13 protein-coding genes are annotated in these 13,565 nt (G+C 46.3%); 9 read left to right on the top strand and 4 right to left on the bottom strand.

Annotated features, from left to right (window positions below):
- Window positions 1-3: 3 nt before the first annotated feature.
- The 3 genes from Q0852_RS07155 to bolA form a co-directional block, all read right to left on the bottom strand.
- Entirely contained in the window at window positions 4-1,344 is a 1,341-nt protein-coding gene (locus tag Q0852_RS07155) for a Na(+)-translocating NADH-quinone reductase subunit A (protein ID WP_299015919.1), read from the bottom strand.
- Between the two features lie 411 nt (window positions 1,345-1,755).
- A complete protein-coding gene (locus tag Q0852_RS07150) occupies window positions 1,756-2,838 on the bottom strand; it encodes a TRAP transporter substrate-binding protein (protein ID WP_299015916.1) in 1,083 nt (360 codons plus the stop codon).
- 258 nt (window positions 2,839-3,096) lie between these two features.
- On the bottom strand, window positions 3,097-3,411 hold the full coding sequence (gene bolA / locus Q0852_RS07145) for a transcriptional regulator BolA (RefSeq protein ID WP_299015913.1): 315 nt from the start codon (window positions 3,409-3,411) through the stop codon (window positions 3,097-3,099).
- 222 nt (window positions 3,412-3,633) lie between these two features.
- On the opposite strand from bolA, the gene Q0852_RS07140 reads away from it, so the two are divergent.
- The 9 genes from Q0852_RS07140 to yajL all read left to right on the top strand — a co-directional run bounded on the left by Q0852_RS07140 (window position 3,634) and on the right by yajL (window position 12,000).
- A complete protein-coding gene (locus Q0852_RS07140) occupies window positions 3,634-4,758 on the top strand; it encodes a methyltransferase (RefSeq protein WP_299015911.1) in 1,125 nt (374 codons plus the stop codon).
- 65 nt (window positions 4,759-4,823) lie between these two features.
- A complete protein-coding gene (locus tag Q0852_RS07135; protein WP_299015908.1) occupies window positions 4,824-5,393 on the top strand; it encodes a YajG family lipoprotein in 570 nt (189 codons plus the stop codon).
- Complete coding sequence (locus Q0852_RS07130; protein WP_299015905.1) at window positions 5,393-5,947, top strand: peptidylprolyl isomerase; 555 nt, start codon at window positions 5,393-5,395, stop codon at window positions 5,945-5,947. The genes Q0852_RS07135 and Q0852_RS07130 overlap by 1 nt, the downstream gene beginning before the upstream one ends.
- A gap of 42 nt (window positions 5,948-5,989) precedes the next feature.
- Entirely contained in the window at window positions 5,990-6,352 is a 363-nt protein-coding gene (locus Q0852_RS07125) for a hypothetical protein (protein ID WP_299015902.1), read from the top strand.
- A gap of 138 nt (window positions 6,353-6,490) precedes the next feature.
- A complete protein-coding gene (locus Q0852_RS07120) occupies window positions 6,491-7,864 on the top strand; it encodes an MFS transporter (protein WP_299015899.1) in 1,374 nt (457 codons plus the stop codon).
- A 372-nt stretch (window positions 7,865-8,236) separates the two neighbouring features.
- Window positions 8,237-9,106 carry an outer membrane protein OmpK gene (locus tag Q0852_RS07115; protein WP_299015896.1) on the top strand — a complete coding sequence of 290 codons (870 nt, stop codon included), beginning with the start codon at window positions 8,237-8,239 and terminating at the stop codon, window positions 9,104-9,106.
- 375 nt (window positions 9,107-9,481) lie between these two features.
- The gene (locus tag Q0852_RS07110; RefSeq protein ID WP_299015893.1) at window positions 9,482-10,330 is read left to right on the top strand and encodes an outer membrane protein OmpK; all 849 of its coding nucleotides are present in this window, start codon (window positions 9,482-9,484) and stop codon (window positions 10,328-10,330) included.
- A 151-nt stretch (window positions 10,331-10,481) separates the two neighbouring features.
- Window positions 10,482-11,384, top strand: coding sequence for a 2-dehydropantoate 2-reductase (gene panE / locus Q0852_RS07105; RefSeq protein ID WP_299015891.1), 903 nt, complete (start codon window positions 10,482-10,484; stop codon window positions 11,382-11,384).
- Window positions 11,377-12,000 (top strand): protein deglycase YajL, encoded by a 624-nt coding sequence (yajL, locus tag Q0852_RS07100; RefSeq protein WP_299015888.1) that lies wholly within the window; start codon window positions 11,377-11,379, stop codon window positions 11,998-12,000. Before panE ends, yajL begins: the two co-directional genes overlap by 8 nt.
- A 96-nt stretch (window positions 12,001-12,096) precedes the next feature.
- On the opposite strand, the gene thiI is transcribed toward yajL, so the two are convergent.
- Window positions 12,097-13,545, bottom strand: a complete 1,449-nt coding sequence (thiI, locus tag Q0852_RS07095; protein WP_299015885.1) for a tRNA uracil 4-sulfurtransferase ThiI — start codon at window positions 13,543-13,545, stop codon at window positions 12,097-12,099.
- Window positions 13,546-13,565 lie beyond the last annotated feature (20 nt).

Raw genomic sequence — 13,565 nt, 5'->3', positions numbered from 1 at the left:
GAATTACCCTTCCTTCTCAATTGTGTCCAGGCACTCACGCAGTAGTGGACCAAACTCATACTTACCTGGGCATACAAATGTACATAGAGCCAGATCTTCTTCATCTAACTCCAGCGCACCCAGCTGCTGTGCACTATCAACGTCACCGGCACACAGGTCACGAAGCAATAGTGTCGGCTCGATATCAAGCGGCATAACGCGCTCGTAGTTACCGATTGGCACCATTGCACGCTCAGAACCATTTGTGCTTGTTGTCATGTTGAACAACTGACCAGGGAAGAACTGGCTAAGGAATGAACGAGTAACAGAGAACTTATTCTTACCCGGAACGATCCAGCCAAGGAACTCTTTCTCGCGACCTTCACGAAGTGCAGAAACCTGAAGATGGTAACGACCCAAGAACGCGTGAGGACCTGCAGCGTGAACACCATTCAGCACAGAACCAGACAATACGCGCAGCTCACCAGGCATCATTTCAGAGTCAGTAATCTGCTCGGTTGAGGCACCGATTTGAGTACGAACCAGGCGTGGGTTGTTTACTGCTGGACCAGCCAGAGAAACAACACGATCAGTGAATAGTTCACCAGTCAGGAACAACTTACCGAATGCAATTACATCCTGGTAGTTGATGTGCCATGCCATATTTTCAAGGCTCGCACCAAACAATGTGTGAATGTGCGTACCAACAAGACCAGCAGGGTGCGGGCCGTTAAATACGTGTTCTTCAACATTAGATTCGTTTGAACGAGGAAGGCTTGCACCAGACTTACAAACCATCACTTTACCGCTAGTCAGACGAGATAGAAGCGTCAGACCTGCAACGAAAGCGTCGCTTTGCTCATTAATGATGACTTCTGGGTTTGCTGCCAGAGGGTTGGTGTCGATAGCTGTAACAAAGATAGCCTGAGTTTCAGCATCGATAGCAGGAACTTTGCTGAAAGGACGCGTACGAAGCGCTGTCCACATACCAGACTCAACAAGCTGTTCAACGATAACAGAACGCTCAAGTTGAGCAAGCTGAGCTGCATCATAGCTGTTGAATGTTACTTGCTCATCGCCTTCTACATCGATCACGACAGATTGTAGAACACGCTTCGCACCACGGTTGATTTCAGCAACCTTGCCGCTGGCTGGCGCAGTGAATTTAACGCCTGGATTCTTCTTATCTTCAAAAAGAACCTGACCTTTCTTCACTACATCCCCTACGCGAGTATGCATTGTAGGACGCATACCAACATATTCTTCGCCAAGCAAGGCGACTCGAGTGATGGCTTTACCATCATTTATCGCCTGGGTAGGAGTCCCTGCAATTGGGATATCCAGACCCTTTTTTATTGTAATCATACGCACTTGCACTACATTAAAGGGAAAAAGAACTTTCTATTGCGTAATTTAGACACGACTTTCCTTCGTCCGAAGCCGGTTCAAATCCACCACCGACACCGCAACATCCTATTAACTTACTCATCACACTTATCATGCCGAGTAATTTTGAGGCCGCGATTCTAGCATTAATTCACGTTAATTTACTATGCTAAACCGAGCCAAACGAGGTGAAAATCAGTAAACAATTCAAACGCAATACATTTGTTAGGTTGTAAACTTGAGCTAACGCACAAATATTAAAAGCAAGATGATTTAGCAAAACATTCTCAACAGAAATACCGCATTAACAAAAGACCAATAAAAACCAAACAGGAGCAACAAAAGAGCAATACCGTTCAGTCTTGTTTGTTTTTAATATGTCATATGTTGTTAATCAGTGTTCACATCTGCATTTTCGGACACTTTCCCATACTGCCTAATTTCAAACTGGAACAGTTTATAAGATGCATAAATGCGCTCAAATGTCGGATCAGCCTTGCTTCTTTCATCCATAATTTGCTGTGTTAACACTTTCAGATCAGCCAGAACATCGGGCGGAAAAGCCTTTAGCTGCACTTCATGCTCCCGAAGCATGACATTCAGCGCCTGTACATTCTTGACCGTATACTCATCAAGCATATCTTGATTCACAGCCCGACCCGCTGTAATCACGATCTGCTGTAAATCATCGGGTAAACCTTGATACGCTGCCTTATTGAGCAAAAACTCCATTGATGCACTGGGCTCGTTCCATCCTGGGTAATAATAATATTTGGCGGCATTGTGCAAACCGAAGGCTAAATCGTTATACGGGCCAACCCACTCAGTGGCATCAATTGCTCCGGTTTCCAAAGCAGTAAACAACTCACCACCTGGCAGACTCACAGGTATACCACCAACACGCTTTAACACATTGGCCGCATAACCCGACATGCGTATTTTTAGCCCCTGAAAATCATCAACACTATTGATTTCCTTATTAAACCATCCCCCCATCTGTGCGCCGGTATTCCCCCCGGCCATAGGAATAATGCCATAAGGCTCATATAACTCCTGCCACAGGTCCAGCCCACCACCATAATGTAGCCAGGCACTCATTTCCTGTGCCGTCATACCAAAAGGGATCGCAGCAAAAAAAGACGCTGCCGGGATTTTTTCCTGCCAATAATAAGCCGCTGAATGTCCCATTTGCGCCGTACCTTTCGACACGGCATTGAACACCTCAAAGCTCGGTACCAATTCACCGGCGCCATACACCCGAATGATCAATCGGCCATGGCTTAAATTATTCACTTTCTCGGCAAACCTTTCGGCTGCAAGCCCTAAACCAGGAAAGCCTTTAGGCCAGGAAGTCACCAGTTTCCACTCGATGGTTTTTGCCTGGCGCCCCTGCGCCTCGCCCCCCTGCTCGCCACAGGCAACCAAACCGAACAACAACATCCCAACTACAACGCTACGACTCAGTTTTATCATTCCATGTCCTTTCTGCCGAACGAAGCTCTGCCGAATAATAGAAGAACTTTACGTTTTACCAAGTATAGCCAGCCTGCTAGCTTCTACTTGTGCTCAAGCAGCCCAATACACCGGAGGGCATATTGCCCTTATTCTGGGCAAAATTTGATTAATAATACGTCAAGAATAATCTAAATGATGCCTGCTGATTCAAACTTCGGACCGAAAAAAACCGCAAAAAAATGCGGCTTTTCAATCAATTCTAACCTTCAGGATTACTCACCCTAACTTTGAACCACCTCGGCAAGATGGCGTTGACGGCGCTCCATCGAACAAATTTTGCCATTCACTTTCAGTATAGGTATGCATTGCCAGAGCATGGACATTATTGGACAGTTCGTCTGCCAGCACAGCATTTACTGCGCGATGGCGGCCAAGCAAGCGAACCCCATCGAACTGTTCACTGACAATCACCACTTTAAAATGGCTTTCAGAGCCTGCTGGTACATTATGCATATAGCTTTCATTCACCACTTCAAGGTGTAATGGCTCAAATGCCTGCAACAATTTCTCTTTGATACGATCCTGAATCATTTCTCTCATCCTCAGCGAGGCTATGTGGACATTTCATGCTCACGTTATGCACATCCATGGACACTCCGTAAACAACAATTACTTTCTACCAGGTAATCTATTCCGGACTGCATTACAGCAGCCCTATTAAATAAGCCACAAAGGCCGTGTTTTAGTTTTCAGCGCGAGCTTGTTCTGCGAAAATAGATACCAAATCGTTAACATACCTCAAAGTAATCTTTAATGAAACCAGAGCTGACCCTGCATGAGCGTACGCTAAAACTCAAGCGCTACCCGGCACGTAAAAATGAAACCCTGCAAGCATGGGATGCGGCAGATGAGTACATTATCAACCATGTACACGACATGGAGCTGGATCCAGAACGTCCAATTCTGATCATGAATGACAGTTTCGGGGCACTAAGCTGCTGGTTTGCAGAGAAAGGCAAGGTCACCAGCGTAACCGACTCCTTCATCGCCAAAGAAGGCTGTATCGCCAACCTCAAGGCCAACCAGCTTCCGCATATCAAAATCATTGATTGCCTGGCCGAGCTACCTGAGAACCCGCAGCTGATACTGATTAAACTACCTAAGAATAACCGTCTGCTAACCTGGCAGCTAAAGCAATTGTGTAACTTGCTACCTCGGGATTGTGTCGTAATCGGCGCTGCCAAAGCTAAAGAGATCCACACCTCGACACTGAAACTGTTCGAGAAACACCTAGGTGAAACCAAAACATCTTTGGCTATCAAAAAAGCCCGCCTGATTTTCTGCCAGCCAAATCCGGATCTGGCTCAGCCGATGCCTGCCCCACAGCAATGGGAAGTACCAGAGCACAACCTGACTATCACCAATCATGCCAATGTCTTTTCCAGTGATAATCTGGATATTGGTGCCCGCCTGCTGCTGGAACACATCCCACAAAATAACAAATATAACGATATTATTGATTTGGGGTGCGGTAACGGTGTCATCGGTATCAAAGCAGCGCAACTAAACCCACACGCTACCGTCACCTGTGTTGATGAAAGCTATATGGCCGTTGCATCCTGTCTGGCCAACGCCGAGCAAAACCTGAAAGAGCCGGAACAAATTCAGGCCAAGGTCAACAACTGCCTCGACGGCTTACCGGCGAACAGTGCTGATCTGGTGCTGTGCAACCCTCCGTTCCACCAACAAACAGCCATCACTGATCATATTGCTTGGCAAATGTTTTGTGACTCAAAGCAAGTTCTAAGACCAAAAGGCCAGTTAATTGTGATTGGCAACCGTCACTTGGGCTACGATGGGAAACTAAAGCGTCTGTTCGGTAACGTTTCGGTGATCGCACAAAATAATAAGTTTGTCGTTTATCAATCTGGTAAGTAACCTACTTAATTTGCTATTAAGTTGCTGTATGTGCGCAGCAACTTTTATTAAGGATAGAAAAAGATATGAAGAAGCTTCTTATTGCCGCCTCCGTTTTGGCTCTTACAGCCTGTTCAGCGCCGTCTGAACCACAGCTCACCATTAGCCCGGAACCTGTTATTGCTGCCCAGCCGACAGCTAACGGTCAGGCTCTGAGCATCGAAAGCCGTGACCTACGTACTGCGCAGTTTATCGCAGTTGTTGATAGCGGCCGCCAGAATGTTCAGCCGCTGCACACAACCCAAAACCTGCGTGTTACTTTAGAAGAGGCATTGTCACGCCAGCTAAAATCTCAGGGCTATACTTTGACAGAAGACAGCCAGGGCACACTACGCCTCGATATCCTGGAAGCCATTGTCAACGTTAAACATAGCGTCATGAGCCATGAACTAAGCAGCAAACTGCAACTTCAGCTTGTTGTCGAGTCACCAAAAGGCAAATTCGTTAAACGTTACTCAGGCAAATCAGCACGCAGTGGCACAATGAGCGCTTCAGTTGAAGATATGGAAGAAGCGATGAACAGCCTGATCAGCGCCGTCCTGAAAGATATCTATGCTGATCCAGATCTAAATACTTACATGCAGGAGAACCTGTAATGCATCGTTTTCTTGTTGCGCTACTTGTTTGTTTCGCTCTACCTGTCAGTGCGGCAACACAAGTATTAGTTACGACTAACCTTGGTGAGTTTACAATTCAGCTGGATGAAAAAAATGCCCCAGTATCCAGCCAGAACTTCCTTCGCTATGTGGAAGATGACAGCTACGTAGATACCATTTTTCACCGGGTGATCCCAGGCTTCATGGCTCAGGGGGGAGGCTTTGACAAAGATCTTAAGCGCCGCCCAAGTTATCAGCCTATTAAAAACGAATCAACCAACGGTCTGAGCAATGCTCGCGCAACCGTGGCGATGGCTCGTACTCAGGCTCCAAATTCAGCTACCCGCCAGTTCTATATCAACTATCAAAACAACACATTCCTAGATGCCCAAGGTAACCGTCCGGGCTATGCCGTTTTTGGTAAAGTTGTGAAAGGCTTCTCAGTTATTGAAAAAATGACTGAAATTCCTACGACTACAGTCCGCTCAATGGGTATGAAAGATGTTCCACAGCAGCCTATAGTTATTAAAGCTATAAAAATTATCAAAGAGTAGGCTAACGTCACCTGGCCGTTAGTTTACGACCAGGTGACTGCTATGCTTACATTGATCTCGTCCCGGCCAGATGTTTCTTCCGAATTAGTCAATCAGCATATCGCTGACTACGCGCCAGCTTTGGCATTGAGTGCTCTCGGGACCCTCAGCGGGAATGTCAGCTACAGTTCGCTGCAAAAAACCTGTACCGAGCATCTCCGTGACTGGTGGAAACTCTCGGTAGCTTCAGGTGCTCCAGCCAATTCCTATGAATCCGGTTATTGGTTCCTTCTCCACTTGCTTGAGTCTCTCGAAGAGCACGAACTACTAGGCAACAACTTTATTCAGTTTAAAGTCACCACCACAGCGCAATACCTACTCGGCCTGGCTGAATATCAGGAAAAAATGCAAGGGATCCGCCCATAAAGGCTTTCATTTTTCCCATTCCACCTCACTACCTGGCATTTAATGCTCCTAACCAGACATATTTTTTCTTTTTACTGAAGTTCACTGTCAGTTAGCTTTATAATCGGAAAAAATCAGTAACACAGCGTTGAGGGAGCCATGGAAAAAGCGGTTGATAACAATAAATTAGGCTGGCGGGTCTATTTTGAAAAAAAAGTACTAATAATGCTGGCACTGGGATTCTCTTCAGGACTACCACTACTGCTGGTATTCGGCACACTCTCTTTCTGGCTCCGAGAAGCGGATGTCAGCCGTACAGATATCGGTTTCTTCAGCTGGGTTGCATTAGCGTATGGATTTAAATGGGCCTGGTCACCTCTGATCGACCGCTTTCCCATTCCTGTCTTATCGAGGCTATTGGGACGGCGTCGGGGCTGGATGGTGTTCTCTCAACTGATGATTATCGCCTCACTAATCGGTATGGCCAGTAGTAACCCGCAAGTTGACATTATTCAGCTAGCGATCTTTGCACTTATTGTCGCCTTCTCATCAGCCTCACAAGATATTGTGATCGACGCTTACCGGATTGAAATGGCTTCAGAGCGACTACAAGCCGCCCTTGCCGCTGCTTATATGACAGGATACCGGCTGGCAATGATCATGGCTGGTGCCGGAGCTCTGGCTTTTGCCGCCTGGTTTGGCTCAGATACGGGTTATGAAGTTAATGGCTGGAAGTACGCCTATTTCATCATGGCATCCCTGATGCTCGTCGGCCTGATCACCGCACTATGTATTCATGAGCCAGACATCGACAATTCAGCTGTCGATCAAATAGAACATGATTACCGACAAAAACTAACAGAAATAGGCTTACCGTCAAAATTAGCCCGAATGATAGCTTGGTTCTACACCGCAGCAGTAATGCCATTTCAGGACTTTTTCACCCGTTATGGCAAAGATGCCTTGCTGATTCTGGTGCTTATCGGTTGCTACCGCATTTCAGATGTAGTGATGGGCGTCATGGCCAATGCCTTCTATGTCGACATGGGCTTTACCAAAACGGAGGTTGCTTCGGTATCCAAAATCTATGGAGTGATTATGACGTTACTCGGCGCAGGGCTAGGGGGGATTCTGGTAAGCCGATTCAACACGCTGAAGATTCTGGCTCTAGGGGCAATTCTCGCAGCCTGTACCAACCTCCTTTTCATGCTCTTTACCTATATAGGCAACAGCCTGCCAATGCTCACTCTAGTGATCTCAGCCGATAACCTCAGTGCAGGTATAGCCACAGCGGCATTCATTACCTATATGTCGAGCCTTACTAACATTGCCTTTTCCGCCACACAATACGCGCTATTCAGTTCGATTATGCTGCTATTCCCCAAGTTCATTGCCGGATTTTCAGGGCTATATGTCGATAACTTTGGATACAACATGTTTTTCCTTAGTACCGCGCTGATCGGTTTGCCCGTTTTACTGCTGATTTTTGCCGTGGATAAAAACGCAAAATCAGCAACAGACACCCGACCGTAAGCGAACTGATCCCTTACCATTTTCTTCCCAGCAAGGCTTTTAGCTAAAAAACGGAAGTATTTTGTTGAAGCAAAGTACTTCCCCTTTCCATTTTTTTACCTTTTCTTCACTGATCAACATCTCTGAACCGCAATTAGATGAGCGGTTTATCACTTAGTTCAGAAAATATTCAGAAAAAACATAAAAAATACCGATCGAGATCACCAATACCTTTCTTTGTAATGGATTACAGAAGATCGCTGTCACGTTTGGAAAAGGATTGCGCAATCGTTACATTCCCAACAGTGACATAAAGCCATAAAATTGCCGCCATAAATACGGACACCCAAAAAACAAGTCCGAGTCTTAAAAAACAATTAGCGAGAGTTAACCATGCGTAAATCACTAGTAGCACTGAGCATCTTAGCAGCAACAGCTCTACCTGCAGCAGTAAATGCAGCAGATTATTCTGACGACATCCACAAGAATGACTACAGCTGGTCACAGTTTAACCTAATGTACGCTTTTGATGAGCTACCTGGTGAATCAAGCCACGACTACCTAGAAATGGAATTCGGCGGCCGCTCAGGTATCTTCGACCTATACGGCTACGTTGATGTATTCAACCTAGCTAACGACAGCGACAGCGACAGCGACAAAAATGGTGCAGAAAAAATCTTCATGAAATTTGCACCACGCATTTCTCTTGATGCAGTAACAGGTCAAGACCTGTCTTTCGGTCCAGTTAAAGAGCTTTACCTTGCAACGCTATTCCAGTGGTCTGGTAACGCTGGTAACACTGGTATTGTTACTGACAAAGACGGCAAACCTGTCCTGAAAGATGGCAAACTTCAATACCAAGGCAATGGTGTAAACCAAGCATTCGTTGGTCTGGGTTCTGATGTTGAGCTACCATGGTTCGGTAAAGTTGGCCTGAACCTATACTCTCTGTATGACCTGAATGCTAAAGACTGGAACGGTTACCAGATTTCGACTAACTGGTTCAAACCATTCCACTTCTTTGACAACGGCAGCTTCCTGTCTTACCAGGGTTACATCGATTACCAGTTCGGCCTGAAAGACGAGCTAGGCGCAACTGCTAGCAGCGGTGGCGCAATGTTTAACGGCCTGTACTGGCACTCAGACCGCTACGCAGTAGGTTACGGCCTGAAAGCATACAACAACATCTACGGCATTAAAGACTCATCTGCATTTAAATCATCAGGTATTGGCCACTACGTAAGCGTTACTTACAAGTTCTAAGACTCACTGTTTTAGCATGATTGAAGGCACCTCCGGGTGCCTTTTTATTTATATTTACCCGGCGACGCTACCCAAAACTCTCAAAATTAAGATTGAATTTAATTCCAAGACATCCCCGCTTTCTATCTCTTTTTGCACTATATTTTTCGATACATTTTAAACCCGCCCCTGAGAATCACGACTTAGCTTTAAGACAAAACAACAGAGCTGAGAAATTACGCTAGCCTTTGCTGTATGAGCGCGAAGCTTTTTCTACTCCCATAATGCGCTCACGACAGGCTTCTTACTGCAATATTCGGTTCCCTGTCTCCGCCACAGAACTGAACCCAGAAAGAAGTACCACTGGCAATGGCAAATGGTTAGCGAGAATTCATTATGTATAGAACTCTGGCAGCTCTCAGTATCAGTACCGCTCTCGTCCTCCCCGGCATGAGCTTCGCCGTCGATTACTCTGACGACATCCGAAAAAATGACTATAAATGGATGACTTTCAACATAATGCAGAGTATCGACAACAAAATCCCGTTTGGGGCTCAAGATGATACTTATTTCGAAATGGAATTCGGTGGCCGCTCCGGCTGGTTGGATGTCTACGGCTACTTGGATGTCTTTGATTTATTCAACTCAACGAATTCGGACCGAAGTAAAGAGGAAGGCTCAACAGACCCCAGTGACTGGGCTGATAACTTCTTCTTTAAATTCGCCCCAAGATTATCAATTGACGGCATGACAGGGAAAGATCTCTCCTTTGGCCCGGTTCAGGAGCTCTATATATCAACTGTTACCAATGTCGGTGACCGGGCGCTATTCGAGCACTATATCGGTATTGGCTCCGATATTCAGGTTCCCTGGTTCGGCAAAATGGGCCTCAACACCTATGCCCGCTATGTCAGGGAAAATTTCGGCCTCGATAATGAAGGGGAATGGGATGGTTACATGGTATCAACCAACTGGTTTAAGCCTTGGTACAGCCTAAATTCCGGCCACTTCATTACCTACCAGGGATATCTTGACTATAAGTTTGGCGCTTCAAAGCTGACGAATGACCCAAACAGAAGTACAACATCGGTAGAGTGGTTTAATGGCCTTTACTACCATACCCCACAGTGGGCATTGGGTTATGGCCTGAAATACTACAAAGATATGGCGTTGTTTGCCGATGGTGGTGTTGCCGGTGATACCTCTGGTTTCGGTCACTACCTATCAGTGAACTATAAGTTTTAATCCCCCCTTCAGCGTGTAAACCTGTTCTACTTCATTTATTCCATCGTTCTCAAAGAGCTCATCATAAGATGGGCTCTTTCTTTATCTTATAACTTACACCCATGATATCCTGAGTCCTTTCATTGATATGGTAATCAAAGGGAGAGGTTTGGTGAAAATCACCATTGTCGGTGCTGGTGCCATTGGACGCTTATGGGGATGCAAATTAGCTCAACACCACCAGGTCCATTTCTGGACCCGGGAGCAAACCCAAGATCTAACTATCACACTGCAACCACTTGAACCGAAAAGTGAATTGCAAACCAGTCAGTTTCCGGCCAACCAGATCGAACAGCTACAACATTCCGAGTGCATCCTGATTACAGTAAAAGCCTTTCAGGTTAAGCAAGCCCTTAGCGATATTCGTCCTTATTTGGCTCCAGGCGTACCTGTTGTGATCATGCACAATGGCATGGGTAGCCAGGAATCGGCACTGACATTATTACCAGGTAACCCTATTCTCTATGCCACCACTGCCCAGGCCGCTTTCCGACCAGCAAAACAACAGATCAATCATACCGGTACAGGACAAACCTGGATTGGCGCCTTAAATATGGCCGGCGTCCAATACGAATACTTAGCAAAGCTGTTTGACCAACACCTTCCTCCTTGCCAGTGGCACCATGATATCAACAAGCCACTATGGCAAAAGCTGGCGATCAACTGTGCCATCAATCCGCTTACCGCCATTCACCAATGCCGTAACGGCGAACTGACCAAGAATGAATTTAAAACACTATTAAAAACTGTCTGCAATGAAGTCGCTCTGGTAATGACGGCAGAAGGCTATCCTACCAGTGGCAGAGAGCTGAAACAGTTGGCTGATAATGTTATTAAAGCAACAGCACAGAACTATTCTTCAATGAATCAGGACATTTGCCAGCAAAGACCCACCGAAATCGACTATATTACTGGCTATCTGATTGCCCGGGCGAAAGCACACCAGATTGGTGTTCCGGCCAACACCCGGCTATGGCAACAAATTAAACAATTGGAGCAAAAGAACAATGACTGATAACGCTCAACATCAACGTCCGGTGAAAGTGGCAGTGTGCATCGCACCTGGCAGCGAAGAGATGGAAGCGATTACCACCATCGATATCTTGATCCGTGCCGGCTTTGAGGTTACCACTGCCAGCACTGCATCCGACGGTGCGCTGATTGTTGAAGGCTCGCGTGGCATTAAACTGGTCGCTGATGTTGCTTTGGTTAACATTGCAGACGAACCATTTGACTGTGTTGTACTACCAGGCGGTCTTGGCGGTGCAGAGTGCTTCCGCGACAGCCCGCTACTGGTGGAGTTTGTGAACCAGCATAAATATGACGGAAAACTTATTGCGGCAATCTGTGCCGCTCCGGCTGTTGTTCTGGAACATCATCAAATGTTCCCGACAGCTATCATGACAGCGCACCCCGCCTTCCTTGAACAAATTCCACAGGATCGTCGTCGCACCAAGCGGGTTGTTTATGACATTAACAACAACTTGCTAACCAGCCAAGGGCCGGGTACTGCGATGGAGTTCGCACTGGATATCATCAGCCACCTAACAAGCAAAGAAAAAGCCGGCGAAGTCGCAGCACCAATGGTGGTATGGCCAAACATGCACTACGAAGTGTTACCAAGGAAGTAGAAGCTAGATACTTGCCTCCGTTTCCCTTTAGCAAAAAAAAAACGAGAGCCTACAACTCTCGTTTTTACATTTCAGACTAGATATATCGTCAGGCTATTACGGACGATACACCTTCACGTTATCGAAACCATTTTCCTTCAGGTACAGAGCCTGAAGGCGACTCATCACACCACGATCACAGTAAAGCAGGTAAGTCTTGTCCTGTGGCAGGTCACCAAACTGGGTAGCCAGCTTGTAGAACGGCAAGTGCTTAATCTCAACATCATCAATTTCAAGCGGGTTTTCATCTTCTTCATCCGGGCTACGGATATCCAGCACAATCGCGCCAGTATCGATCTGATCAACCAGCTCGATTTCCGGTGCCTGCTCTTGGCTTTCTTTCTCGATGTCTCGAATATCCATTACTCGCGCTTCCTGAACAACACGATCCAGAACAGAAAAATCGAACTTAGCCTCTTCAACTTCCAGCTTTTCTTTAACCGCTTTCACTGTCGGGCTCTTCGAAATCACACCACAGAATTCCGGCATTGTCTTCGCAAAATCTTCGGTACCGATCTTGCGGGCCACATCAATAATGTCTTCTTTGTCCCAGTTGATCAGTGGACGCAAGATCAATGAATCCGTTACGCCGTCAATGTGACGCAGGTTGGTCAGCGTCTGACTCGATACCTGCCCCAGGGCTTCACCCGTTACCAGAGCCTGAATACCAAAACGCTCTGCAACCTGACCAGCTGCGCGCATGAACATACGTTTCAGCACAACACCCATCTGACCATCTGCAACATTTTCAAGGATTTCACCAACTACTGGCTCAAAATCAATAGCGATGAATTTAACTTTGGCTGATGAACCGTATTTTTTCCAAAGAAAATGAGAAACCTGCTTAACGCCGATTTCATGAGCCGGGCCACCAAGGTTAAAGAAACAGTAATGCACCTTGCTACCGCGTTTAATATGCAGGTAGCTTGATACACCCGAGTCGAAGCCACCAGAAATCAGACTCAGCACATCTTCTTGTGTACCAAGCGGGAAACCGCCCAGACCTTTATGGCGAGCAAGAACCTGATTCAAGATATCATTCGCGACTTCAACACGAACTGTCACATCCGGATTTTTCAGCTTCACTGAAGCCGACTCTATCGCCTGGTTCAGGCCACCGCCGACATAACGCTCCAACTCAATCGAAGTAAAGTCATGCTTACCTACGCGCTTAGCACGTACGCAAAAAGTTTTGCCTTCAAGCTGATCGCGAACACGTTCCAGCGTCTGCTCATAAATATCATGCAGATCTGTAAATTCTGTTTGTTGAACTTCCAGAACATGGTGAATACCTGGCGTTTGTGTTAAAACCGCCAAAACCTCATCACGAATACTCTCATCTTTTGATGACACTTCGATATGACTACGACGGTTTTGCACCGCGATGGAATCAGACAAACGCTGAAGAATAATGCGAATATTACATTCCAGGATTTTGGTAAAGCGTTTTCGAACAGACTCACTCTTTACAAAAATCTCTGGATGGGGTTTAACGATAAATTTCATAACACGCTTCGCTAGACAGG

The organism is uncultured Photobacterium sp. (genome assembly GCF_947502415.1).
Lineage (GTDB): Bacteria > Pseudomonadota > Gammaproteobacteria > Enterobacterales > Vibrionaceae > Photobacterium.
The sequence above is the reverse complement of the archived record's forward strand: the minus strand, read 5'-3'. Positions and strand labels throughout refer to the sequence as shown.